The organism is Ruegeria sp. CH8 (assembly GCF_056536985.1).
Window position 1 is genome coordinate 23,266 of sequence record NZ_JBQFQR010000021.1, and the last position, 24,126, is coordinate 47,391.

At 54.5% G+C, this 24,126-nt stretch carries 25 protein-coding genes and 1 pseudogene; 12 read left to right on the forward strand and 14 right to left on the reverse strand.

Annotated features, from left to right (window positions below; translation table 11 throughout):
- Positions 1-7 precede the first annotated feature (7 nt).
- On the reverse strand, positions 8-778 hold the full coding sequence (locus tag ACR0ER_RS20015; RefSeq protein WP_480770441.1) for a 3-ketoacyl-ACP reductase: 771 nt from the start codon (positions 776-778) through the stop codon (positions 8-10).
- Positions 775-1,920 (reverse strand): acyl-CoA dehydrogenase family protein, encoded by a 1,146-nt coding sequence (locus ACR0ER_RS20020; protein WP_480770442.1) that lies wholly within the window; start codon positions 1,918-1,920, stop codon positions 775-777. Before ACR0ER_RS20020 ends, ACR0ER_RS20015 begins: the two co-directional genes overlap by 4 nt.
- A 158-nt stretch (positions 1,921-2,078) precedes the next feature.
- Here ACR0ER_RS20020 and ACR0ER_RS20025 point away from each other — a divergent pair, with 158 nt between their 5' ends.
- The 3 genes from ACR0ER_RS20025 to ACR0ER_RS20035 are packed head-to-tail and all read left to right on the forward strand — an operon-like array spanning position 2,079 to position 3,984.
- Positions 2,079-3,095 carry an aldo/keto reductase gene (locus tag ACR0ER_RS20025; protein ID WP_480770443.1) on the forward strand — a complete coding sequence of 339 codons (1,017 nt, stop codon included), beginning with the start codon at positions 2,079-2,081 and terminating at the stop codon, positions 3,093-3,095.
- On the forward strand, positions 3,092-3,547 hold the full coding sequence (locus ACR0ER_RS20030; RefSeq protein WP_480770444.1) for a MaoC family dehydratase: 456 nt from the start codon (positions 3,092-3,094) through the stop codon (positions 3,545-3,547). The genes ACR0ER_RS20025 and ACR0ER_RS20030 overlap by 4 nt, the downstream gene beginning before the upstream one ends.
- Before the next feature lie 11 nt (positions 3,548-3,558).
- Complete coding sequence (locus ACR0ER_RS20035) at positions 3,559-3,984, forward strand: GlcG/HbpS family heme-binding protein (RefSeq protein WP_480770445.1); 426 nt, start codon at positions 3,559-3,561, stop codon at positions 3,982-3,984.
- 55 nt (positions 3,985-4,039) lie between these two features.
- Here ACR0ER_RS20035 and ACR0ER_RS20040 read toward each other — a convergent pair.
- Both ACR0ER_RS20040 and ACR0ER_RS20045 read right to left on the reverse strand, forming a co-directional pair.
- Positions 4,040-4,291, reverse strand: a pseudogene (locus ACR0ER_RS20040) (IS6 family transposase); the annotation flags it as partial.
- Between the two features lie 161 nt (positions 4,292-4,452).
- Complete coding sequence (locus ACR0ER_RS20045; RefSeq protein ID WP_480770446.1) at positions 4,453-5,130, reverse strand: type 1 glutamine amidotransferase domain-containing protein; 678 nt, start codon at positions 5,128-5,130, stop codon at positions 4,453-4,455.
- Between the two features lie 307 nt (positions 5,131-5,437).
- Between ACR0ER_RS20045 and ACR0ER_RS20050 the strand changes: the two genes are divergently transcribed.
- Together ACR0ER_RS20050 and ACR0ER_RS20055 are read left to right on the forward strand one after the other, a co-directional pair.
- Positions 5,438-6,013, forward strand: a complete 576-nt coding sequence (locus tag ACR0ER_RS20050) for a TetR/AcrR family transcriptional regulator (protein WP_480770447.1) — start codon at positions 5,438-5,440, stop codon at positions 6,011-6,013.
- 139 nt (positions 6,014-6,152) lie between these two features.
- Complete coding sequence (locus ACR0ER_RS20055; protein ID WP_480770448.1) at positions 6,153-6,923, forward strand: MBL fold metallo-hydrolase; 771 nt, start codon at positions 6,153-6,155, stop codon at positions 6,921-6,923.
- Positions 6,924-7,058: 135 nt separating this feature from the next.
- Here the strand turns inward: ACR0ER_RS20055 and ACR0ER_RS20060 are convergent, their stop codons facing one another.
- From ACR0ER_RS20060 to ACR0ER_RS20070, 3 genes are all read right to left on the reverse strand, one after another.
- The gene (locus tag ACR0ER_RS20060) at positions 7,059-7,307 is read right to left on the reverse strand and encodes a hypothetical protein (RefSeq protein ID WP_480770449.1); all 249 of its coding nucleotides are present in this window, start codon (positions 7,305-7,307) and stop codon (positions 7,059-7,061) included.
- A 46-nt stretch (positions 7,308-7,353) separates the two neighbouring features.
- Positions 7,354-7,899, reverse strand: a complete 546-nt coding sequence (locus ACR0ER_RS20065; RefSeq protein ID WP_480770450.1) for a hypothetical protein — start codon at positions 7,897-7,899, stop codon at positions 7,354-7,356.
- 563 nt (positions 7,900-8,462) lie between these two features.
- On the reverse strand, positions 8,463-9,053 hold the full coding sequence (locus tag ACR0ER_RS20070) for a TetR/AcrR family transcriptional regulator (RefSeq protein ID WP_480770451.1): 591 nt from the start codon (positions 9,051-9,053) through the stop codon (positions 8,463-8,465).
- A gap of 243 nt (positions 9,054-9,296) precedes the next feature.
- Here ACR0ER_RS20070 and ACR0ER_RS20075 point away from each other — a divergent pair, with 243 nt between their 5' ends.
- From ACR0ER_RS20075 to ACR0ER_RS20085, 3 genes are all read left to right on the forward strand, one after another.
- On the forward strand, positions 9,297-10,235 hold the full coding sequence (locus tag ACR0ER_RS20075; protein ID WP_480770452.1) for an alpha/beta hydrolase: 939 nt from the start codon (positions 9,297-9,299) through the stop codon (positions 10,233-10,235).
- Positions 10,236-10,309: 74 nt separating this feature from the next.
- A complete protein-coding gene (locus ACR0ER_RS20080) occupies positions 10,310-10,480 on the forward strand; it encodes an SDR family NAD(P)-dependent oxidoreductase (RefSeq protein WP_480770453.1) in 171 nt (56 codons plus the stop codon).
- Between the two features lie 641 nt (positions 10,481-11,121).
- Positions 11,122-11,709 carry an acyltransferase gene (locus ACR0ER_RS20085; RefSeq protein WP_480770454.1) on the forward strand — a complete coding sequence of 196 codons (588 nt, stop codon included), beginning with the start codon at positions 11,122-11,124 and terminating at the stop codon, positions 11,707-11,709.
- Here ACR0ER_RS20085 and ACR0ER_RS20090 read toward each other — a convergent pair.
- The 3 genes from ACR0ER_RS20090 to ACR0ER_RS20100 all read right to left on the reverse strand — a co-directional run bounded on the left by ACR0ER_RS20090 (position 11,667) and on the right by ACR0ER_RS20100 (position 15,255).
- Entirely contained in the window at positions 11,667-12,500 is an 834-nt protein-coding gene (locus ACR0ER_RS20090) for a sulfotransferase domain-containing protein (protein WP_480770455.1), read from the reverse strand. The genes ACR0ER_RS20085 and ACR0ER_RS20090 overlap by 43 nt on opposite strands.
- Entirely contained in the window at positions 12,487-13,800 is a 1,314-nt protein-coding gene (locus tag ACR0ER_RS20095) for an oligosaccharide flippase family protein (RefSeq protein WP_480770456.1), read from the reverse strand. Before ACR0ER_RS20095 ends, ACR0ER_RS20090 begins: the two co-directional genes overlap by 14 nt.
- Before the next feature lie 309 nt (positions 13,801-14,109).
- Positions 14,110-15,255, reverse strand: a complete 1,146-nt coding sequence (locus ACR0ER_RS20100; protein ID WP_480770457.1) for a glycosyltransferase family 4 protein — start codon at positions 15,253-15,255, stop codon at positions 14,110-14,112.
- Positions 15,256-16,038: 783 nt separating this feature from the next.
- Between ACR0ER_RS20100 and ACR0ER_RS20105 the strand changes: the two genes are divergently transcribed.
- Positions 16,039-16,302: a spike base protein, RCAP_Rcc01079 family gene (locus ACR0ER_RS20105; RefSeq protein WP_480770458.1), complete on the forward strand. Its 264-nt coding sequence runs from the start codon at positions 16,039-16,041 to the stop codon at positions 16,300-16,302.
- Between the two features lie 6 nt (positions 16,303-16,308).
- Positions 16,309-16,767 (forward strand): hypothetical protein, encoded by a 459-nt coding sequence (locus tag ACR0ER_RS20110; protein WP_480770459.1) that lies wholly within the window; start codon positions 16,309-16,311, stop codon positions 16,765-16,767.
- On the opposite strand, the gene ACR0ER_RS20115 is transcribed toward ACR0ER_RS20110, so the two are convergent.
- A complete protein-coding gene (locus ACR0ER_RS20115) occupies positions 16,768-16,944 on the reverse strand; it encodes a hypothetical protein (protein WP_480770460.1) in 177 nt (58 codons plus the stop codon).
- Positions 16,925-17,476, reverse strand: coding sequence for a hypothetical protein (locus tag ACR0ER_RS20120; RefSeq protein ID WP_480770461.1), 552 nt, complete (start codon positions 17,474-17,476; stop codon positions 16,925-16,927). The genes ACR0ER_RS20115 and ACR0ER_RS20120 overlap by 20 nt, the downstream gene beginning before the upstream one ends.
- Before the next feature lie 295 nt (positions 17,477-17,771).
- Here ACR0ER_RS20120 and ACR0ER_RS20125 point away from each other — a divergent pair, with 295 nt between their 5' ends.
- A complete protein-coding gene (locus tag ACR0ER_RS20125; protein WP_480770462.1) occupies positions 17,772-18,695 on the forward strand; it encodes an SMP-30/gluconolactonase/LRE family protein in 924 nt (307 codons plus the stop codon).
- Between the two features lie 146 nt (positions 18,696-18,841).
- Positions 18,842-22,018 carry an ATP-binding protein gene (locus ACR0ER_RS20130; RefSeq protein ID WP_480770463.1) on the forward strand — a complete coding sequence of 1,059 codons (3,177 nt, stop codon included), beginning with the start codon at positions 18,842-18,844 and terminating at the stop codon, positions 22,016-22,018.
- On the opposite strand, the gene ACR0ER_RS20135 is transcribed toward ACR0ER_RS20130, so the two are convergent.
- Both ACR0ER_RS20135 and ACR0ER_RS20140 read right to left on the reverse strand, forming a co-directional pair.
- A complete protein-coding gene (locus ACR0ER_RS20135) occupies positions 22,015-23,412 on the reverse strand; it encodes a Dyp-type peroxidase (protein WP_480770464.1) in 1,398 nt (465 codons plus the stop codon). The two genes, ACR0ER_RS20130 and ACR0ER_RS20135, sit on opposite strands and share 4 nt — an antisense overlap.
- Complete coding sequence (locus tag ACR0ER_RS20140) at positions 23,409-24,125, reverse strand: hypothetical protein (RefSeq protein ID WP_480770465.1); 717 nt, start codon at positions 24,123-24,125, stop codon at positions 23,409-23,411. The genes ACR0ER_RS20135 and ACR0ER_RS20140 overlap by 4 nt, the downstream gene beginning before the upstream one ends.
- Position 24,126: the final 1 nt, after the last annotated feature.

Sequence of the window (24,126 nt, forward strand, 5' to 3'; positions counted from 1 at the left end):
AAATACCTCAGAAACGGGGAACTAGCATTCCGGCATCGGCCGAAATGGCCTGACCGGTTGTGTAGGGAAGTTTGCCGCTGGCCAGCGATGCGATAATCCGGCCCATATCCTCGGGCTGGCCGACGCGCGGGAACAGGGTCAACCCGTCCTTGGCGCGCTGGTCATACATCTCGATCACCGGGGCGGTCATGTCGGTGGCGATCAGGCCGGGCTGCACGTCGTAGACGGCAATGTTCTCCTGACCCAACCGCACGGCAAAGGTCTTCGAGATCATTGCGGCAGCAGCTTTGGACGCGCAATATTCGGCGCGCGGAACGGCCACGGCTACAGCGTTAGAGGACGTCACGTTGACGATGCTGTAAAAGAGTTTTTCGTCGCGATCGATGGCAACAAGCCGTTTGGCAAAGGCCTGTGACAGGAAGAACATAGCTTTGGTGTTGATCGCCATGCAGCGATCATAGCTGGCCTCGCTGACCTCAAGCAGATCGCCGCGTTGCATCACGCCCACGCCTGCGTTGTTCACAAGCGTAGTCAACGGGCCGATTTCGGCTTCGATGGCAGCCAGTTGGTCGTCATGCGTACCGATTTCCGAGACATCAAAAGGTGCTGCAATCGCAGGCACGTCGAGGGCGCGGATGGTGTCCAGTGCGCCTTGCAATTCGTCATCCATCTGGGGACCGTTTACGGCGATGGCAAACCCTTCGCGCGCTAGGGCAACGGCCGCTGCCAGACCGATCCCACGGGAGGACCCGGTCACAAGTGCTGCGGGGCGGCTCATGCGGCGGCTCCTTTGGACAGCAACTCGCGGGCAATGATCATGCGCTGAATTTGGTTGGTTCCTTCGTAAATCTGGGTGATCTTTGCGTCGCGATACAGGCGTTCGACTTCGAACCCGCGAATGTAGCCCGACCCGCCAAAAACCTGCACCGCGTCCGAGGACCGCTGCACCGCCATGTCGCCCGCAAAGCACTTGGCCATCGAGCACGCCTTGGTGGCGTCCTGCCCGGTGTCGATCTTGTAGGCTGCCGAATGGACCAGAAGACGGGCGGCTTCGACATCCTTGGCGATATCCGCCAGCAGCCACTGGACCCCCTGAAAATCCGCGATGGGCTTGCTGAACTGTTTGCGTTGCTGGGCATAGTCGGTCGCAGCCTCAAGCCCTGCCTGACCAATCCCAACCGCCAGAGCGGCGATACCAACGCGGCCTTTGTCCAGAACGCTCATCATCATGTGGAACCCGCGCCCTTCGGTACCCAGCAGCGCGTCCGCTGGCAGGCGGACGTCATCAAAGGACAGCGGGCCAACCTGGCTGGCGCGCTGACCCATCTTGATCTCTTTGGGGCCACGGGTGACACCATCGGCGTGCAGATCGACGATAAAAATCGACATGCCGCGATGCCCGGCCTCGGGGTCGGTCCGGGCCAGAACAAAGCCGACATCCGCGACCGGTGCATTGTGAATCCAGATCTTACCGCCGTTCAGCACCCACCCGTCGCCATCACGCACCGCCGTCGTGCGAATACCTGACACATCGGTGCCGGCTTCGGGTTCAGTGATGCAATAGGCGGGGCGCAGCCTGGCCGCCAACAGATCCCCCAGCCACTTGCCTTGCTGTTCCGGCGTTCCGTGGCGCACTAGCAGCGTCGAAACCAGTTCCAGCAAGCCGCATTGATCGGCAATCGACGCATATCCGCGCGACAGTTCCTCCATCACCAGCGCATAAGTCACCGTGTCGAAGCCGGGTCCGCCAAGTTCCTCGGGTACGCCGATTCCGAACAGGCCCAGCTCGGCCATCTGGTCGTAGATTTCCGCGGGAAACCGCGAGTCGCGATCCAGTTCTTCCGCCGCAGGACGAATGACATCCTCGGCAAACTGGCGGGTCATATCGCGAACCTGAAGGTGGGTTTCGGTCAGAAACATTGTAGCGCCCCGTAATGTAACCAATTAGTTACTAATACGCCCGGCGGGGGCGGTTCGTCAAGTGGGTTGATCGGTTTCGCCACATGAGGTAAATAACCAAATAGTTACTTAATAACTGCGCAAATATCGGCGATCCGGTTTGCATTTGGGAGGCTTGCATGAATCCGAACACAATGAACAAGTTTGGCCGGGTGGATCTGAACGTATCCGCTTTTGGCTTTGGCACAGCGCCGATTGGCAACATCTTTCGCGAGATTGACGAGGCAACGTCTGACGCGATGATTCAGCGCGCCTGGGACAAAGGTGTTCGGTATTTCGACACCGCTCCGATGTACGGGCACGGCCTGTCGGAAATGCGGACGGGGCACAGCCTGCGCTGGAAGGACCGCGGAGATTTCATCCTGTCATCCAAGGTTGGTCGGGTACTGAAGCCCGGGCGTCGTCAGGACATTAATTTCGAACCCTGGACCAATGCTGCGCCCTTCACCATGCATTTCGACTATAGCTATGACGGGATTATGCGGTCGTTTGAAGACAGCCTGCAGCGAATGGCGCTGGAGCACATGGATATCTGCTTTATCCACGACATCGACGTGTTTACGCGCGGCAGCGAGCAGCCCGAAGTGTTCAAGCAAGCCATGGATGAAGCCTGGAAAGCGCTGGAAAGCCTGCGCGATCAGGGTGTTGTCAAAGCCATCGGCGTCGGCGTGAACGAATGGGAAGTGTGCCATGCCGCGCTTGAGCAACGCGACTTCGACTGCTTCCTGCTGGCCGGGCGATATACTCTGCTGGAACAGGACGCTCTGGATAAGTTCTTGCCGCTTTGTGAGAAACGCGGCGCCGCTGTGGTTGTCGGTGGAGGCTTCAACTCGGGCATTCTGGCGACAGGGGCGAAGGAAGGGGCAAAGTACAACTATGCTCCGGCGCCTGCCGATATCATGGACAAGGTCAGCAAGATCGAAGCCGTCTGTGCCGAATACAACGTGCCCTTGCCAGCCGCCGCGCTGCAATTCGTGGTCGCGCATCCGGCGGTGCCGACCTTCATGGCGGGGACCCGCACGGTCGAGCAACTGGATCAGAACTTGAACTGGTTCAGCCATGACATCCCGGCCGAGTTCTGGGCAGACTTAAAAACCAAGGGTCTGTTGCGCGAAGACGCTCCGGTTCCGGAATGAGTGCGACCCCTCTGGTTACCGGAGCCTATGGGTATCATGACCTGCAGATCGGGGACGTAATGAAAACGGGGTCTGCCGACATTACGGCAGACCTGATCTCCGCCTTCGCAGACCTGACCGGGGACAAATACGCTCTGCATCTGGATGATGAGGTCGCCCGACAGCTTGGGTACAAAGCGCGCGTGGCGCATGGGCTGTTAATCCTGTCCGTGGTCGACGGGTTAAAGTTCCAGTCCAACGCGCGTCCAGAAGGTTTGGCCTCGTTGGGATGGAACTGGCGGTTTGAGCAGCCTGTTTTTGCCGGGGACGTGATACGGGCAGAACTTTCGGTAGTTGGTAAGCGTTTAACCGCGTCTGCCGCGCGCGGCATTATTTCCTTTCAGTTCGATGTGTTTAACCAGGATGGGCTACGCGTCCAGCAGGGTACAAACGAACTGATTTTTGATCTTTGAGCGAGGTTACCATGCAGGTATCGATAGCGAAACGCATGATCACGCAGGAAGCCGCGAACGTGGCGGTCCAGGCGGCGCTGTCTCATGCAAGCAACAATGGATGGGCGGTTGCTGCGATAGTAGTGGATGCCAGTGGCCACATGGTGGCTGCCGGACGGTCAGATAGCGCCCCTGCAGCTGTGGCTGAGTTTGCCAGGGACAAAGCGCAGACAGCTGTGTTGGGCAATACGACACGTGACTTCGCCAAGCGCATGTTGTCCAGTCCCGAACTGCAACTTGGAATGATCAACAGAGGCACGCTTTGCGCCTGGGACGGAGGAGTGCCAATTCGCGAGAACGGCGTTCTGATTGGAGCGATTGGCGTGTCCGGGGCCGAAGGGCCGGATGACGTAAAATGCGCGACAGCTGGAATCTGTGCCGTCGGACTTTGCGACTGAGCCGGACATTGCCAACTTGTTTGCATGCGTCTGACGGCAGCCTAACATACGCCTGTCAGTCGGTCATCTCGAGAGCATAACCGACCCAGAGGCTAGAAACACCGGTTCTGGCGTGACGGTATGAGACAGTAGACAGTTGATGGCGGCGGGGTCGAAAGACGGTGTTGACCTGGTCGTGAGCTTACGCTTTCTTTGACGAACTAAAGCGTCCCATGAGCTTTTCACGCTTTCGAGCGGGTCTGTGTGATACTTCGATTCGATTGTTCAGCCCTTTATGTTCTCGGTGATCCGCACAAGGCGTAAGATCGAATGGGCTTGTATTTGTAGCATCACCAAAATGTTCGGTACGCCGCCGAGTTGAGAGTTTCTTGCTATGCAGCTTTGAGCAAGCGGTTTTGGTCATCTCTTTTAGAGAACAACTTGTTTGGAAGGAGACAGAGGGCTGCCGAAGACAGCCCCCTGTCCAGGTTACCTCAGCGCGGCCAGCAATTGCTGCGCAGCACTTTCCGATGATGCTGGGTTCTGACCTGTGATCAACAGGCCATCGACAAGCACGTATGGTGCCCAATCGTCGCCCGAAGAATACTCTCCGCCGTTGTCTTTGAGCATCTCCTCAACCAAAAACGGCACCACTTCTGTCAGTTCAACAGCCGCTTCTTCAGTGTTGGTAAAGCCAGTCACCTTCTTGCCGGCGACTATGGGTTTTCCATTCGTTCCCTTTACGTTTTTCAGAACGCCGGGCGCGTGGCATACCAGCGAAACAGGCTTTCCGGCCGCGTGAAAGGCTTCGATCAATCCGGCGGAGTCAGAGCTTTCTGCCAGATCCCACAATGGGCCATGCCCACCAGGATAGAATACGGCGTCGAAATCATCAGGCGAAACGCTTTCGAGTTTGACCGTGTTTGCCAATTGCGTGGATGCCTCAGCGTCAGCTTCGAAGCGGCGGGTCGCGTCTGTTTGAAAGCCTTCGTCTGCACTCTTGGGGTCCAGTGGAGGCTGGCCGCCAAGTGGTGAAGTCAGAGTGATGTCGGCACCCGCATCTTTGAACACGTAATACGGAGCTGCCAATTCTTCGAGCCAAAAGCCGGTTTTTTGGCCGGTGTTGCCAAGTTCGTCGTGTGAAGTGAGTACCATCAGGATTTTCATTACTGGTATTCCTTTATTGAGGCTGTGGTTGTTGAACTTGTCAGAAACCGCTCGCCACGTGTGGTGTTTCTTATGGGAATCAAAAGCGGGTTCGCACGGCATGGTCGGTTTAGATAGTGAAAATTAGACCGGTCGTCTACTTATTTCTTCAAGTTCAAATAATTCAAACGGCAACTAGATTATTGGGTACTTTGTGGGAAAACTAAGTGAAACCCGATACTGAGCTACTAAAGTATAGTGATTGTAATAGACTGACCGACTTGCTACGAGATCAAGAAGGACAAAATCTTCCAGAAGGTTGCTTTGGATGAGTACGCGTCAAAAGATAGTTTCAGCAGGCCAGGTCTTGGTTGGTCAGAGAGGTTTTAGCGCAGTGGGGCTGTCAGAAATCCTGAAATCAGCGGGCGTACCGAAAGGATCATTTTATCATTTTTTCGATTCTAAGGATGCATTCGGAGTGGCGCTCTTGGAAGGGTACTTTCAAAGTTACCACGCTGAAATGGATCAAATAATTGCAAAACCCGGGCTCACAGCCTCGGAAAAAGCCATGCTGTACTTTGCTAACTGGAGAGAAAATCAAGGACTTAACGACTGCCAGGGACGTTGTTTAGCTGTCAAGCTTGGTGCGGAAGTTTCAGACATTTCCGAGGCCATGCGGCGTACGCTCAAAGAGGGAACGGACGGGATTGTTGCACGGTTAACCGATCTGATTGCCAAAGGAGAAGCCGACGACTCTATAAAGCCGTCGCAATCCCCCGAAGACTTAGCAGCCAATCTTTATTTTCTTTGGGTCGGAGCAAGTGTCATGGTCAAGATTTCGAGGTCCCAAAATCCGTTTGACACGGCGTTGTCGGCCAGCAGGGCAATGCTCGGCCTAGATTAGGTAGCACGCTGTACAAGCGCCTTTTGTAGCAGTTTCAAACCAGAATTCGTGATGGGTCCCGGTGAAAAACGAGATCGATTTATTCTGACATCGGGTCTGTCTTATGTAGAATAGTCACTCGAAACAGAGGGATCCAATCATGGAGAAGCCAATTGCCCGCGACTGGTATGAGGTCATACCATTTTCAGACAATGTCAGTCTGATCCGTGAGAAGCACGTTGCGGACTGGTTGCGCTGCAATATGTGGCACGTTCGCGGGCGCGACCGGGATTTGATCATTGATACCGGCATGGGGTTGCGTCCGCTGGTCGAGGAAGTTGTCAGCCTGACGGAACGCCCTCTGACAGCCATCATGACCCATTGCCATTTTGATCACGCGGGCGGGTTGCATCAGTTTGAACATCGCTGCGGGCATCCCGATGAAGCGCAGGTCATTGCGGAACCGACTGCGGCCAATACCGTCGCTGATACCGGATATGTGCGCACCGAAACTTTCACCGCTCTGCCCTATGAAGGGTTTCGCCATGAGGACTACGTTGTCAAACCGGCGCCTTTGACGCAGCTATTGGATGAGGGGGATATCATTGATTTGGGCAATCGGGTCTTCAAGGTTTTCCACATGCCCGGTCATTCACCTGGGTCAATTGCCCTGTTCGAGGAAGGGACCGGCATCTTATTCAGCGGTGATGTGGTCTATGACGGTGATCTGCTCGACACGCTTTACCATTCAGATCCCGAGCAATTCAAAGCCTCCCTGCGCCGGGTGCAGGAACTTCCCCTGAGAACCATTCACGGCGGCCACTACCCATCTTTCGGAAAACAACGCCTGTCAGAAATAATTGACCGCTATTTCTCAGGTCACCAACGCATCAAAAACTCCGCAGATTGGGTGCGAGACAATTTGAGCTGAAGCCATCGAGCTTAGGGCACATTCCAGAAAACTTGTATTATCCGAGCACGCGCTATCAGAACCGCGGTTGCAGCGGCAGTCGGGAGCAGAATTTGCAAAAGAACCCAACTGGATCGTGCTATTCGGCAAACAGGCTCAAAACACCGGAACCGGCTCTCGTCGAATACTCCAGCTGTGCTTCGCCCAGCTTGGTTGCCAGGTTTGAACAGCCTTATCCGTAATCCGCTCCTGACCTGTCTCGATAGCGTCTTTCGCAAGCGCCTTAACCATCTTGAATACTCGTGACGTAACACCGCCTGTCACACCCAGAATGGCCTGAAGCGAATGCACACTGAGGCTGGATACGCGTTCCAAATGCATCGCAGCAAATGGCTGAGGGCGCATGCCTAAAGTTCGAACACCGTGTGCGGCCACCATAACGGCGCGCCAATCAAAGCCGGAAAATCGCCTCTCGTCGAGTGCCGGTGGCGCATGCGGCAATAGGATGGGCGTTCGGGTAACGCCGATATCTGCCACGTGTGAGGTTGGCTACAGGCTTGCCATGCGCTTGGCGATCATGGTCTTTCCTATCCCCGAACTTCCGTAAAACATGAGGCTTGGCATTCGGGGCCGTATTGGCATCCTCATGAGAGAAGTCAGCCGGTTGAGAATAATATTTGAACGGTCGAACGCGATCAAACGGCCACTGCGGACCAAAGCAAGTCTTTCGTCGGCGTCCATGAGTGTCATCTATTGGGCAGGTGGGAAGATCGGGATTATTGGTACCAATCGTGAACAACTCGCGGGTTGGCTCGCGTTTTGTATTGTCGCTTGGAAGTCGCGACCGGCGTTCACCTTCCAGCCGCGCCGCCAGAGTTTGCTGCTTTGCCGCGTGCGCAATGCGCCTTTGTTTTTTAAATATCTGAAACAGCCTTAGATGTCGGGATCGTTCCGCCGTGACGCTCGCGATATAAAGCCCGCCCGCCGCGACTCCCATGGCGAAATCCGGAGCCGCGACAGGTTCTTGTAACGGGTAACAACGGTCCGTCCTTCGTTTTTGACGGCCCAAGTCTGTGAAATACCATGGGGGTCGTACTTGATAATTACCTTGCCGACACCACGACCGATCATTGGGATGTCCTATCGCAATCAATTTGGCTAGGTTGAGATTTCCGTTCTGCGTTGCCCTGTTCTGGGCCAGGTTGATGGCCTGATCGCGCTTGAGTGCCACATTCAACCGGGCGCGTCCGGTTCACCCATTTTTGCTAAGAATCAAGGGCAATTGAAACTGACAGGTGTGCTTGTCGCACGTGGGCAGGGCGTAAATGAAGGCATCGCAGTCGCGACGCACGCGCATGTGTTTACGGCGCTCATTCCATGAGTGCTCATGTAAGGCTTCTGATCCAACGGTAATATTCAAAGAACATAGCTTTCTTTCTTGGGAAAGATCGCATTGCCAATGAAAAGGATGGTTGAGTTTCAGTGAAACCTGCGCCGCGAACAACGAATTTGTGACCAATGAAAAACGGCTGTCTCAGAAACAGTTGCCAACCGCAGGATTTATTTTCCCCGCTTGTAGTGCGCCATGAACATTGCGACACAATCGTTCAATACGTCTTTGGAGGTCAGGTTCTCGCCGAGGAAAAACTCCGGCCAGAAAAAAAAGCCTTTGACGAGCACCAGAAGCTGACTGGTCGCAAAGCCCGGATCGGCTTTGCGGATAACGCCTGCGTCCATGGCCTCGCTGATCAGCCTCTTTATTGGATAGTCGTGCGTTTCACTTTCATTGAAGAACTGCCGGGAACGGTCAAGGTCACGGATCAGTTCTGACATCACCATCCTGTTCAACCCGATAGCCGTCTCTTCTGTGATGACCTCAACGTAGCGCCACAAAGCGTCCTTCAGTTGCTCAACGAAGTCGCGATCCGGGTCATAGGGCACTGGTTCCATGCTCGAGTTCCGCTCAATCATGATCTCAGAGATAGCTTCGAACAGGGCATCCTTGCTCTCGAAGTGATTGTAGAGCGTGCGACTCGATACGTTCGCTTTTTTGGCAATTGAGGTCGTCGTTGCTCCGAGAAAGCCTTGTTCACGGAACTCATCGATGGCCGCGTCGATGATGTCTTTTCGTTTTTTTTCTGTGCGTTTCACGATTCCAACCCCGGAAGTAAAGAAAGTTATTTACAAATAGTATCCAGCCCCCTAAGTAAACACCATCCTGTACTTTGGCAAGGCGTGATGCCGACCAACCCGAGAAAGCGGAGCATGACCATGATCGAACTTTCACGACGCAACGTCCTCCAAACTGCCTCCGTCGCTTCCTTGCTGTCCCTCATGGGCTGGGGAGCAAATGCCAAACAAACCTCACAACCCTCTAATGAAGGACTTTCAGATATGGCCCTCACTGCTGGCAAAAACAAAGTAACGTTCAAATCCTTTGGCGTGGATTTGGCGGGCGACCTTTACCTGCCCGAAGGCTTTGATGAGACCAAAAAATACAAGGCAATCGTAGGCGCCAGTCCGTTCCCTCAGGTGAAAGATCAAATTCCGGCGACTTACGGCCCGGAAATGGCCGCTCGCGGTTTCATCTACCTGGGCTTTGACTATCTGGGCATGGGTGACTCCCCGGCGCTTCCCGGTGAGTTCAAACAGTCCCGCTACATGTTCCGCCTGATCGAAAACACATGGGACGCGGTTTCCTATCTGGGCACGCTTCCTTTTGTCGAGGAGATCTACGGTCTGGGTGTCTGCCAGGGCGGTTCGATCATCGCGTCAGCAGCCGTGACCGACCACCGCATGAAAAAAATTGCCATGGTTTCCGGTATGATGGCGGCGGATGCGTTCCAGTGGAGTGACCGCGATATGGCGAACCAGATGATCGCCGGTGCCAACGCATCGATGCAGAAGCAATACGAAACCGGTGAACCGGACTATGTCGCCCCGTTCGGCCTGAACGACGAGATGTCCCGCGAAGAGTTCACTGCAGCGGCCGCCTATCCGGCGATGGCTGGCGAGACCTATGACTACTACGGTCGTGATGGTGTCAAAGGTCCGGTTGCGGTTGCGAACTTTACCAACATGCATATCGGCGATCAGGCCATGCAGTCGCTGTTCTCTATCTGCGAAGCCTATGCCGACAAGATCGCGCAGCCGTCACTGACCATCTATGGTACCACAGCTTCAACTGCGATCTGCTCGACCGCATTCGTCGAGAAGCTGACCAATGATCACAAAGAGTTGGCTTTTGACGAGTTCAGCCACGTGGACTTCTACTACAAGCCCGAGGCCGTCAAAGCGTCGACCGACGCTGTGGCCGAGTTCTTCAATTCCTAAACATATCGGGTAGAGGCCATGTTGTGGCCTCTACCTTCCCATCTTCCCTAAATCGGTCCCTCCTGAGGACTGAGATGGCCGACTTTGGCAAAGACTCCACCACTCACGACGTTTTTTTGGGGGGAGGCGATCTGACCGGAAAGACTGTTCTGATCACTGGCAGTTCTGTCGGTCTGGGCGCTGAAACTGCTCGCGCACTGGCTTCCAAAGGCGCGTCGGTCACTATTGTGGTACGCTCGGCGTAAAAGCTGGAAGGTATCGCAACCAGAATCAAGCAAGAGACCGGCCAAGAGGTTGAAGTCGCCTCGCTAGAGCTGGATAAACCTGACACGATCTGCGCCTTTGCAGAGAATTGGCTGGCCCGCTATAACAAGCTGGACATCCTGATCAATACGCCGGCATCATGGCAACCCCGTTTGAGCGCGCGCTCGAGGGGTGGGAGAGCTAGTTTTTCACCAACAATCTGGGCCACTTCCTGCTGACCAACCTGCTGGCGGGCCCGATCAAGGCATCAGGTTCGGCACGCGTGATCATCTGTCTTCTGCCGCGCATTGGTTTACACTCGTCGATCTGGAAGCCCCGAAATTTGAGCGCCGTGAATACGACCCGATGGCATCCTACGGGCAACCCGTATCGGTCGATATCGTCGTAGCCTAAAATTGGGCGCGTGATCAGAAACGTTACCAGTGATGGTACAAGAAAATACACAAGTTAGCTTAGCGCAATCCATGAGCATGGCTTGAACCTTATAGCCGCCTTGACCTTTCCAAGATTTAGAGTTCTGGGTTTGGTGGAATAGGTAGATGTTGTTGATTTCAGAGTTTACATGCTTAGTCATCGCGCATGGCGATAGAACAGACTCACTAACATAGTAAAAGGCGGCGCGATGAGCGGTAGGTCTATTTTTGGTAGAGTTCGATTAATTCTGCGGGTGCTCGCAGTGATTTTTAGCTTCCTGCCGAGCATTCTCCATCGTTGGATTTGGGAGTTAACTGACCTATTGCCCAATGTTGTTGGCGTTGGCCTTCGCTATGCGCTAGCAAAGGCCAAAACAAGGGCGATCGGCGACAACGTTTACTGGGGCCGGAATGTAACCGCAAAGAACTGGTCTAACCTCTCAATCGGGGACAATTGCTCAATCCACGAAAACTGTTTCCTTGACGCGCTCGGCGAGATTGAGATCGGCTCGAATGTGTCTATCGCACATGCGTGTTCGCTTGTATCCTTTGATCACGTGGCTCAACCAAACATACCCATTAAATATAGCCCAATATTGCCCGGAACCATATCTATTGCTGACGATGTTTGGATCACAGCGGGCGTGCGTATCTTGCGAGATACACAGATAGGTTCCCGTGTGATCGTCGCGGCGAATGCAGTTGCGCGAGGACCTTTGGAACAAGGTTGGCTCTATGGTGGAACGCCTGCCCGTCAACTCAAACCCGTTTGCGCCATGGAAGGCGAAACAAACTGACGTTCGGATTCCAGCAAATCTTCGAGAAAGTTCATGTCATTGTCCGTCGCGACGAGCTTTGTAGCTTTCCCTCCGCCATAAAAAATAGCTTTGAGGCCTGCATCTTTAAGAGCGCTTACAACCGAATAAAGACCCAAAAACCGAAGCGATCGAGCACCGTAACGTCCTAGGCGGGCAAGCAAAAAAGACCGAGGCGTTGTCGCTTCGTTTCTGCGCTGCGCAGCCAGATCACCTGCGCCTTTTAATGGAATCCCCAGCCCATTCGAAAGAGTTTCTACATAGCCGTCAGGATCATCGGCAAGATCTGATTGCAGTAGAACGGTGACTTTGCTGAAATGTGCTTTCCAGATTGGTAGATGCTCAGAATACCGACTTGCTCCAATGATCTCAGGATACTTTTTCACTGCCTCCTGAAGCGGAAGCTTTGTGTAGCCACAAGCCATATGCTGGTAATGGGACCATGCCCGCTTTACCGGATCGCGCAGTGTCACAACAATTGGAATATCGCCCAATTCTTCGGCAATTTTCGGGGCGGCGAAACTGGAGACATGAAACAGGGAAGGACCCACTTCGATGATTGCGACATTCTGATCCGGGTCACAGTGCCTGAAGTGTTTTTCATACCAGGCCAACCCGCGGTGATGGTACCTGTCGAAATAAAATGTCTCTTTGACTCCGCTTGGAAGACAGATGTCCCCGCGGCTTTCGAAATACTCGTGTATCCAGCTTGTGCCACACTTCATCGGCCCCACCACAAGCGCGGTGGGTTTTGTTTTTTCAGGCGTGATCATTTTTCGGAGCCCTTTGTCTGAAAAGAGTGGTAGGCGGATCAATCGCAAGACTAGTAATCGCTGCGTTCCGCAGTGCAAGATTTGAGATAACGATGGCCAGAAATGCGGCCAAGGCAGCGCCGGTCGTTCCAAAGAACGGAATGAATGCCAAATTCAACACGATGGTAGAAGCCAATGCCAGTGCAAACGACAAGAGTGTACGTTTCTCGTTGCCCGTCATATTGAGCAGAGGGATGACCGCGCCATTTAACATAGCCACAGTATTGCCGGCCGAAAGGATCAATAGTGGGGTTAGCGCAGCCACGGCCTCTGCTCCAAAGAGGAGGGCTAATATCTGTTCCCCAAAGGCCGCATAAATCAGCAACCCCGGCACCGCTACGCAAAGTGACAAAATGATGCTGGTACGCAGCAGGGTGACTAACTCGTCGTGGTTCAGGCCTTTGCGCAGTTGAGCCAGACGCGGTGCCAGAACAACATTTACGGCCTGCGATCCGAAAGCCACCAGCATTGCGCCTTGCAGGGCTATTCGATAGACGCCAACCGCCGTTTCCCCGATCAAGAGCCCCAGTAGGATCAGATCCGCTTGCCGTGTCGCTACCTGCACGCCGCCGATAGCTGTGAATGGTATTGCAGAACGTAGCCACGTTCGATGCTCAATCGTCACCTTGCCCGTAGAAGCAAAGGTGGCAGGAACTTTGCGCCAAAACAGGTAACGATTGAGCGCGGCAGACAAAGACACTGCTGCAACCATTGCCAAGGTAGTATGGGTTGCCGTAATCCCTCCGGGTAGCAAAGCGTTGAGCAAGAGTGAAATGACGATCAGAATGATCGGGCGCACCACCGTATCGGGAAAGAGAGCTGCTACTGGCTTTCCCAAGCCGCGCAAACCGCCAGACCAGTTTCCCATAAAGGAAAACCCGGGTAGCAGCAGTGTCGAAATGGCAATTGAAAACGCGAGATCGCTGGTTGGAAAAAATGTCAGGGCAACGAACGCAACGATACCGCCGACCACGACGCAGTAGATCGTACTGAAAAGAAGAATCCAGCGCATAACGCCATGTAGTTTTGCCGGATCGTTTGCGTCAGCGGCACGGGAAACCTCGCGTACGACAAGCTCTGTAATGCCGTTTTTAGTCGGAATCGAAAGCCCGGTCGCCACGGCCAGACCGAAGGAGAAAAGACCAAACTGAGCAAGACCGAGAATTCTGGCCAAGACAATTGTCACAAGGACACCCATCAGCGCCTGTGAGACCTTCAAGGCCCCTGTCCCAAGACTTTTACTCAGAATACCGCGGATCATGTCTTTGCCTCCTGAGTGACGTTATCAATACGTTGCCCTGCGGGCGTTTCTCCGGGCCGGTGATGCTGGCTCTAATGGAGTGTTTCGAAAGCCTCCACCATGAAGCGACAAGCTTGCAGGAATGTTCGCCCACTGAGGTATTTCTGCTGCTCCAAAAAAAGCGGAAAGAGGGCCAAAATTTAGACTGCCAGCAACGGGGTCAAGTTGAGCCAAGCATGTTGTGGAGATCCGCGTTTGCTGCTTCGGGGCAATGCTTCGATGATGTATCGTTGACGGCCAAACTCAGCAGAGCTATCTAGATTTACGCTGCTACGCCGCCTGTCGTTTTGTCCGACACAACGTTCGGATTTCCTCGATGTACTTACCGATAACTATGCTCTCGTCAAACTCGTTCTCCATCTCGGAGCGTCCAGCCCGGCCCATCGCGCTACGGGCCTGAGGTGAAAGTGCAATCACGCGTTCCATTTTGTTCTGAAGATCCGCTGCGTCACGCAATCCGCAGATGAAACCGTTGACGCCATCATCCACGGTCTCGCGGCAACCGGGGGCATCGGTAGTGATAATCGGCCGCCCTACAGCTGCGGCCTCGAGCAGGGTGCGAGGCGTGCCCTCGGGATAGGCTGAAGGCAGCACGACGCAGTCCGAGTCCACGATTTCCTGCACCACATTGTCTGAATAGCCCAAATATTCGACGTCACCCGCACGTACCCACTCATCCATCTGCGCGCGCGTTATCGCAGCCGGATTGTCGTTATCGAGAGAACCCAGCAAGCAAAAACGCACATCGCCATGGCGCTGGCGGATGGCGCGCGCGGCTTCCACGAACTCACCCACACCTTTGTCCCACAACATTCGTGCTATAAGCACAAAGCGCAAAGGTGTGTCGCGCCCTGCCTCCGGCAGGGGAGTAAAAGCGAACTTTGTCAAATCTACGCCCGAACCGGGCAGTAGGTTATGCTTGTTGTGCCGGACGACACCGTTGCTGGTAAACAGCTCGCGATCGTCTGGGTTTTGGAAAAAAACCATAGCCGCTTGCTTTAACGCCATCCGATAGAGCCCTTTGGCGACTAGTGTCACTAAATTGTCGGACAAAAAGACCGAGCCTAGCCCCGCAATGTTGTTGATCGTGGGAATGCCCAGTTTGTGCGCAGCGAGCGAGCCATAGATATTCGGCTTGATCGTGTAACCAAGGAATACATCTGGGCTAACCTGCTGCAATGCTTTTGTAAATCGACGATAGAGAAGGTAATCTGACACTGGATTCTTGTTCATTTTCATAGGCACGTCTACATGGGAAACACCTATTTTCAACAGCGGCGCAGTGTACTCATCCTTTGGTGCAACGATGACAACGTCGTGACCCTCGTCCTGAATTGCCCGGATTAGATTCCTGCGCGCCTGCCACACGTAATGCGATGTATTCGCGCCTATCGCAATTTTCTTGTTCGTATCCAAAGTATTGTTTTCCCCAAGTTCCGTCTGACCCAGCTGCCTGACCCGGGAGTTTGGGTATCGAATCCGTACCTGTTTCTTTCTTGTGAATAGAGTGCGGTCAAGGGCTGCTGAGCGGAACCTTCTCACAACTCAAGCGGTGCAGGTTGTGCGGCACGGATTTGATTGGCTATGCGGTTTGAGCCTGACCCTAGCGGCGCGCGAACCAGATACGGCGAAAATCGTTGAGATCCGTCTTCCATCTCCTCAGTTATGCGGGCATCTGCCTGGCAGGACTTTCAGGTACCCGTCAATTAGGCACGCACAATCAAGTTTGTACTGATGAGATCCGTACGCAATTTCTCGGCCGGCAATTTCCTTGATATCCGAGCCCCTGCGACCACAGTCGATGCTGTGAAATTTCTCACACCAAGTTTCGTGAACACAGCCAGTCAATCCTCTCTGGTTTTTGCTCAAAGGCGGGAAAAACTCGCCCGCTAGCGAGGCTGGTAAGAGAAGCAGACCAAAGCGCTCCCTGTTTTTGAGCAATACCTTGGCCATGAACGGGTGTGGCGGTTCATTGCCGTTCGTGACGCAAGGTGGGCCCTGCGCTGATCCAATCGTAAACACTGTCGGTCGGTTGACTGGCAACCATGCTGAAACTTTGTTTGCTGCGATCGTAAAGAACTAGTGAACTGCGGGGACGAGGTGGAAACACTTTCTGTAAGGCGGGTGAAGTAACTTGTGCACTCGAAATGAAGACAAGCCCGTCTGGTCGGGCGCACAAATCATCCAAGGAGAAAACGAATGGCAGATGACTTCGCAAATCACCGCGCCGGTCTGGATAGCCCTCAGGGACATCACGCCGCAGTCACCCCAAGCGATACCGTTGATCTACCTAACGCTACTCGGGCGCTGTGGGTCGGAAATGGCGGCAATATCACAGCGACCACGATTTATGGTGAGACGGAAATCTATGAAAACGTTCCAAATGGTTCACTGCTGCCAGGGCGGTTTACTCGGATTCACGCGACAGGAAACTCAGCAAGCAGTATTTTGGCTCTCTGGTGATCTGATATGATCAATCTCGGACTTTCCATCGCATCACTGGCGGCGCGGTCACGGCGTGGCACCGCTCCGCTGAATCTGATAGCTAACGGCAGCTTCGGAGCGGGAACAATCGGCTGGGTTCCGTTCAGTTCAACCGAACTTGCAATAGAAGCCGGAAGACTGCGTGTCATTGCCGGAGCAACGGCAATCAGGGTGTCTCAGGACGTGAGTGCTCTTATTCAGGGTCAGCAATACCGGTTATCCGCTGATATTGACGCATCCGCCAGCACCGGAACTGTCACAGCTCGTATCAACAGCTCTATCAGCACATCCGGTTCCCTTGTCGTTCTCAGTGTCGCGGCTGGGCAGTCAGGTACCTTTGACGCAAATTTTACCGCACGCGCGGGAGATGTCGTCTTGTTCTTCAACAACACTCGGGGGTTTGGCGACTACTGGCTGGACAACATCAAGATTGAGCCGGTCTGATTACGTCAGCACCAACAGAAGATAGGCGGCTAACGCCACGACGATGGAAAACACTACCACTGGCGGTGGGTTTTCGACATCTAAGAGTTTCTGCTGGAATGCCCCGGCCTGATACGCAAGATAAAGCGCTGCCGCCAGAAGAAAAAAGGCTATGATATCAATGAGTATTTTGGTCATACACCTGCTTTCTAAACATCCACTGTGAACTAAATCCTAACAGACCTGCTGTCGCCCGACCCATGTGGTCGGGCTTTTTTGGGGGGGGCATTGAAGTCCTGCCGGACAGGCCCGTGAGATTCTGGTTCGGCAACGCACGCAAGTAGTCGATGTCTTGCCGGGCTATCTTGGATAGTTGGGTCACGTATTTCCGCAGCAGCGGGTTTGAGAAACGAGTTCCGCGAACGTTTGAAACGGGCAAAATGCGGGCGTGAATTGACCCTTTACGATTTGTTCGCGCCACTTCGATACCGTCCAGTGTTGCCGCCGCTGAAACGAAGGCCTTGAACATCAGACCGACCGAGTGCGCCTTTAGATGAACCGGTGGCATTCTTCGACTATTTTGTTCAGTTTTTCCCGACTCACCGCCCCGATCTGCATCCGCAACACTATGCGGCATAGAAGTTGAACAGATTATCTTCAAAAGCCAGTTCAGAGTCGACAGTTGTCCGAGTAAACAATTTGCGAAGCTTGCTGCAACAAAAAACGGCAACTTCTACCCGTCTTCATGCACCTTAGAAGCTTGCGACAAAGCCCACGGTAGGTCGTTCACCAGCTGCTGTGCGAGCTCTAGTGGCCGATAGTTTGCTGCTGGTTCAGTGTGCAGGTTAAAGGTTACTATTGCTTACGCATGAAATTACGACACATCTGTGTGGGTTAATACCTTCAGAGGCTTGTAAAGCTCTGGCAGTGCATCCAAAAACTGTCAGAGACTTTGCCGAGTTTGCCCATTTCTTCCGGCAGACGCCGAAATGCGCCGAAATTCAGCGCAACCAGGGAGCTTTTTAATGGCACTAGAATTGCAAGAGATGTGCAACGGTTTGGGTTTTCCCGAAGGCCCGGTTGCGATGAACGATGGGTCGGTTTTGTTTGTCGATATCAAGGAACAGACCTTGGCACGCCTGTCACCCGCCGGTGATGTTCACGTTGTGGCAGAGATCCCCGGCGGGCCCAACGGGGTTGCAATAGGCCCGGACGGGGCAGCCTATGTCTGCAACAATGGTGGGGTCTACAGTTTTGTACCGTTCGGTCCCGACCAGATCTCTGTTCCTGCCCCGATCCGGCCGAACTACACGGGCGGGTCGGTACACCGAGTCGATTTGAAGACCGGAGCCGTGACGCAGTTGTTTGACTCGTATAACGGCAAGCGCCTGATCGCGCCCGACGATCTGGTGTTCGACAAGTCCGGCGGCTTTTGGTTCACTGACACAGGGATAGAGGATGAGGAGTCCACACGTTATGGTGGTCTCTATTATGCCTCGATAGATGGCAAGACGCTGATCAAAGCTGCCACGATTCCCATGCCCAATGGAGTCGGCTTATCGCCGGATGGCGGAACCGTTTATGTCTCGGACACGGTGTTTGGGCGGCTTTGGGCGATGAAAATCAAAGGTCCTGGTGAGGTCGAACCGGGTCCTATTCCTGGTATGCCGGGCAATGTTGTGCAGACATTGCCGGGATATCAGTGGCTGGACAGCCTCAAGGTTGAACAGGATGGCCGCGTTTGCGTCGGAACTTTGTTCAATGGCGGGATAACGGTGTTCAACCTGGATGGCTCCACCGAGCATGTGGAAATACCTGATATGTTCACCACGAACATGTGCTTTGGCGGCGATGACATGCGTGACTTGTGGATCACGGCGTCGAGCACCGGTAAAATCTACAAGGCCCGATGGCCCCGCCCTGGCTTGAAACTTGAATTCACCGCGTAGCGCGCAAGTTTCTCTGGAAAAGACATATGTTTTTGTGTCCGGCGTGACACTTTCACGGCCATTTGAGTATGCCAAAACACCTTTTCGCTCACAAACTCTGGCGGGGTGGGGTCGGGTATTGTAAACCCTTTGCTTAAATGGGGGATATGACCGATATACCAACGCGAAAACTCGCGGAACCTGGCCAACGGCGCCAGGTGTCTGTCCTGTTTGCCGATATGGTAGGCTACACAGCTATCGTTGCCGGTCTGGAGGAAGAAAAAGCGCTCGAGTTCGTGCGCAAAGTCTACGAAACGTTGGTTCGTGCAGTCGAAGAAAACGGTGGTGCCGTCCGCGATTTTGCCGGCGACAGCATAATGGCGTTGTTCGGAATCCCGGACTCGCTTGAGGATCCAGCCTTGCGGGCCTGCCGGGCCGCGTTGTCGATCCACACAGCCTTCGCTTCAGCCGCTTCAGCCTTTGAAAAGCGCTTTGGAGTGTGTCCGGAAATGCGCGTCGGAGTCAGTTCGGGCAATGTTCTGATGGCGACGGTGCAGGGGGAAACGGGGCCGACGACGGCGGTGGGCAGTACGGTGAATCTGGCCGCACGTCTTGAAAACCTTGCACCAGCCGGGGGCAGCCTGCTTTGTGACACCACCCGTGACCTTGTTGAATGGGTTTCCGACCTCAGTTTTTTCGGTGAACACACGATCAAGGGTTTGTCCGCGCCGCAAAAGATCTGGCAACTGAAGGCTGTTCACGAAGGTGCCACGCGCTTTGACGCGTCAGTTGCGCAAGGATTAAGCGATTATGTCGGTCGGGCGGTTGAACTGGATATTATGTCTGCGGCCCTGCGGAAATCAAAATCCGGGCGATCGGTCGTTGATCTGGTGGCAGAGCCGGGCCTGGGTAAGACGCGCCTTGTCTACGAATTTGTTCAGCGGGCACCGGCAGACGAAGTCACTGTACTGACGGGGAACTGTTCCGCCAACGGCCAACAAATTCCGTTCCTGCCCTTTTTGGAAATCGTCCGGAAGTCTTTTTACATCAGCGACAGGCAAAACCCGCTGCGCGTTCAGGCGAAACTGGAAGCGGGTCTTGGGAAGTATGGGCTGTTGTCCCAGCAAAATCTCGGCCTGATGATGAACCTTCTGGGGCTCAAATCGCCTGAAGGATCTTTGGATGGTCTCGACGGCGTTCTGATCGGTTTGCATACTCGCGAATTGTTGACAGCCTTGCTCAAAAAGAAATGCGCATCAGGCCAGGTCATTCTAGTGATCGAAGATGGCCATTGGATCGACAGTTCCTCTGAAGATTTGATGGCTATAATGCTTGAAGACTCGGATATTCCAAACCTGCTGGTCATTCAAACGCGGCGGCCGGAGTACACGCCGAAATGGCTTGGCAACAATGGCGTGACGACTATCGCGTTGACGCCATTGCCGCTTGCAGACTTTGCGGATCTGGCTCAGAGCCGTCTTGGTGTATCCGAGCTACCGAACGGTTTGGCGGAACAGTTGACCGACCGTGCCGGGGGCAACCCGCTGTTCGGTGAAGAGATTCTGGGCTATCTACTGGATCAGGGCGCTTTGCGTGTCGATGACGGCACGGCCTATTTCAACACGGATATCAATGACAGCGGATTGCCCCTTACGATGCGCAGTCTGCTGACGACCAGAATTGAACGTCTCGCACCCGAGGATCGTGAAATCTTGCAGGCCGCCGCCGTGATCGGTCGCCGCTTTGATCCCGGCCTGCTGTCCCAAATTGTCCCCGATTCTGATGAAATTGGCGCAACTCTGCAACGATTGCAGGCGCAGGATGTTTTGTATCGTGAGACGAACTCGACAGACTACTTATTCAAACACGTTCTCCTCAGGGATTCTGTTTACCAGAGCCTTATTCTGTCGCGCCGGTCCGAGTTGCACTTGGCGATTGCCGACGCGCTTGTTTTTCGCAATGCGAACCGGTTGCAGGAAGTGGCCGAAACGCTGGCCTTCCATTACGGGCAAACCAATCGTACCGATCAGGCGTTCCATTATAGTCTGATGGCTGGTGACAAAAGCTTGGGGGTGTATTCGCTGGACGAAGCCAACCGGTTCTTTGTCGCGGCGTTGGAACTGTATCAAAGCGATCCGGATTGTGCTTCGGATGAACAGTTTGCCGCCTTCATGGCCAGCTTTGCGCTCTGTTCCAACATCTCGTTGCGCGTCAAAACGATTATCGAGCTGGCTGGCACGATAAGGCCGATCCTACAAAAGGTGGGGGACAGTCAGCACCACGCCCTTTTTCTACACCACTATGTGTCGTGCTTGGTGTGCAGTGGCAGGTATCACGAAGCACATTGGGTGCAGCAGGAATTGACCGAAATGGCTCAACGCCTGAGGGATGCGTCTTCCAAAGCCTATGCCATGGTCAACGAACTTTCGGTTTCGATCTATCATTCTCCGATCCCGAATGAACGGTTTGACGCCAAAAAGCGCGAGATCGAGTCGGTTCTGAACAAAATCGACGATGCCTATATCCACAATTTCTTTCTGGCAACGGTTGGCTGGAACGAATTGACCCGTGGCCGTGTGGCCCAGGCGCACGCGGCGTCAGATCGGATGATTGCGCTTGGAAAATCCAAGAATGATCCGCGAGCTTTGGGATATGGAACCGCGATGAAAGCGTTGATCGCAATGGTCACGGATGACCATGAGCTGGCGCTGACAATGGCTGAAAAGGCGCGGCAGGACTCGAAGGTTGAGTTTGAGTTGGCCATAGCCGAAGCGGCTCGCGTTGCCGCCATGATCCCGCTGGAAAAACCCGGCGCGATTGAAACCGTTCAAAAGCATATCAAGGACTGCGACGAAAAAGGGTGGACCTTGTTCACCTTCGGGCCTGCGGCAATGCTGGGCGTGGCTTATGCGCTGAACGGTCAAATCACTGCCGGGTTGCGGCAAGTCGAATGGGCCATTCAGAGGCGTACGGATGAGGGTACTCAGGTTTCGGCAGATTGGGCGCGGCTGTTTCTGTGCGAGATGTATCTGGCCATTCTGACAGGCGAGGGCGGTGGCTCGATCAGCGTTCTGATAAAGAACTTCCGCTCGATCATCTGGGTCATGCTGTTTGGTCGAAAGCGGCTTATTACAATGATCGAACAGGTGCGCAGCAACCCGCAGTTTGACAAGAAGGGCCATTACATCGCCCGCTGTGACATGATCATGGGGCTGCTCTACAAGGCAAAGAAAAAGAAGTCGCAGGCCAAAGATTATCTGACCAAAGCACGTGTTGTCGTCGAATCCGCCGGGCGCTCACCAATGCTGACACGGATCGATGCCGCTCTGGCCGAGCTTGCCTAATCCGTCAGTTCAGACAGGTACTTGATCGCCGTTAGACTAGGCAGGAAGGTGTAAGCGCCACCGCGCGTTTGGATCAGACGCGGGAACCCGCTCAGGCGAATTGTGTCCCCGTTCGGCAGCGTCATGTCGAACCAGCTGGTTTCCGGTGTGTTGGCACCCAGCAAAGGATCGTTCGCGCCGGTAATCCGAGGGTCTTGCAGGCCCAGATTTATCCAGTCGCACATCACTGCCTCGAACTGCGCGCCGATATTGGCACCAATGAAGCTGCCCAGCAGGCCGCGTTCTTCAGTATCGGGGTTCTGAGGGTCGAAATCCGGACCATAGGACATGCCCCGCCGCACCAGTCGGCGCGTGTAATTTGCGATGCGCTGCACGACCGGGCCACCACGAGGATTGCCGCGCCGCAGGTGCGACCCTGCCGGACAGCGCGAGCCGTGGCTATAGTCGAAATTGGTCAGTGACACCTCGTGCTCAGGCCATTGGGCATTCGGTGACAGTTCGTAGGGCACGCCATTGCGCCAACGTCCACACATCTGCGCGGCGACCACTTCGCGCAGGGCACCGTGCATGTCCAGTCCTTCGCCGATGCGTTCAAGGTTATCGGGGTCTGCCAACTGGTCGCGTTTGGGATGCCGCATCAGAACTTCGGCTGCCTGATTCAGATACGTTTCAAATCCGGCTGCATCCTGCGCTAGAATCCGGAATGCGTTGAACGATCCGTTGTACCCAAGCGCATGGGGTGAAGGAACGCGGAACAGCACACCCTCCTGTTTGGTCGGATAACCAAGCAAGGCGGTTCCAAGCGGGTCGATGGGTTCGTCCACGCCTTCCTGATCGGGGTCGTAGACTTGTTCGAAACGCGGCTGGGATATCCCGTCAACATAGCCAAAGAACACCTTACCCTCGGGCAGGTTTCGCCCATTGCGTACGCCCAGAATATTGAAGGCTCCGGCGACTTGTTGTTCGACGGCATCAAGATGTTCAGGAACGTCCGAATGCACCGATGCGATCAGATGAATGCGGTCCGGCTGGTCAAAAGGGGCAGGCCAGTTTTCGGGTCCGCTGTCCCCGAAATCCCCGAGTTTCATCGCCCGTTGTGTCATGCCCTGAACGAATTCGGTCGGGAAGGTCTTCAAATGCTCGGGCGGTGTGCCCAAAGCTTTCAGCCCCGTAAAGGTGATGCCGATGTTAAAGCAGAAGGGCGGCCTGACTTCCCACAACACGCCACGGGTGATTTCGGGCACTGTGCTGCTGCCACCATCGACTGCAGCTGCCAGAAACCGACGTGCGGCTGCGCGGTCGGTGACTTCGAGGATCAGATGGCGCACTAAATCGCGGCGATATCCCCGTAGAATGTTGCCCTGAATGTCGGCGAGATCGAGTTTTGTAGTCACCAGCCCTGTCCGAATTTTTGGCGCACCTGCGCGGCTGAAACCCCGGGATAGGCGCGATAGCCACCCCCAAGTGAAATATTGCGATTGGCGTGCAGTTGCAGAACAAACTCACGCGGCAGGGTCTCCAACCTATGTGGCGGCTCATTCGGCGGCAGCCCCTTGGCTGCGTCCTGCAGGCCGAACAGGTCGGTCGGGAAGTCGGCCGCCTGAAACAGGTCATGCGCGTGCACCCAGTCGATGAATTCTTCGACATTGCGCTCGGTCGGGATCAGGTGTTCTGCACCGTCGACTAGCGAGATGACATCGTTGAAGACACTGCCAATGGTGGTGATGAAATCACGGATGTAATTGCTGAAATCACCGTCATAGACCGAGATCATACAGATGTTGTTGTCGATGAGCAGGAACCGCGCAAAATGAACCGTGCCGACATTGTCCAATCCGGCAAAAATCTCATCTACATTCTGGGCGATGGCCAGTGTGGCCCGCGCGCGCCCGGCTGGCGACGGGTCTTTCAGCGGCATGATCAGGTTCATCATCCGCTGTACGTTCTCACTGGGCTGGGGCGAGGGGCGCGGACCGCCGGGCAGTTTCGGCTTTGGATCACGCCAATGCCAGTACGGCACCACGATGTAACGTGACAGGAACTTGAACCATCCGCGCTCGGGCAGGCTGTTGACGTAGCTGTTGAACCAGCTGTTCTGGCTTGTCATG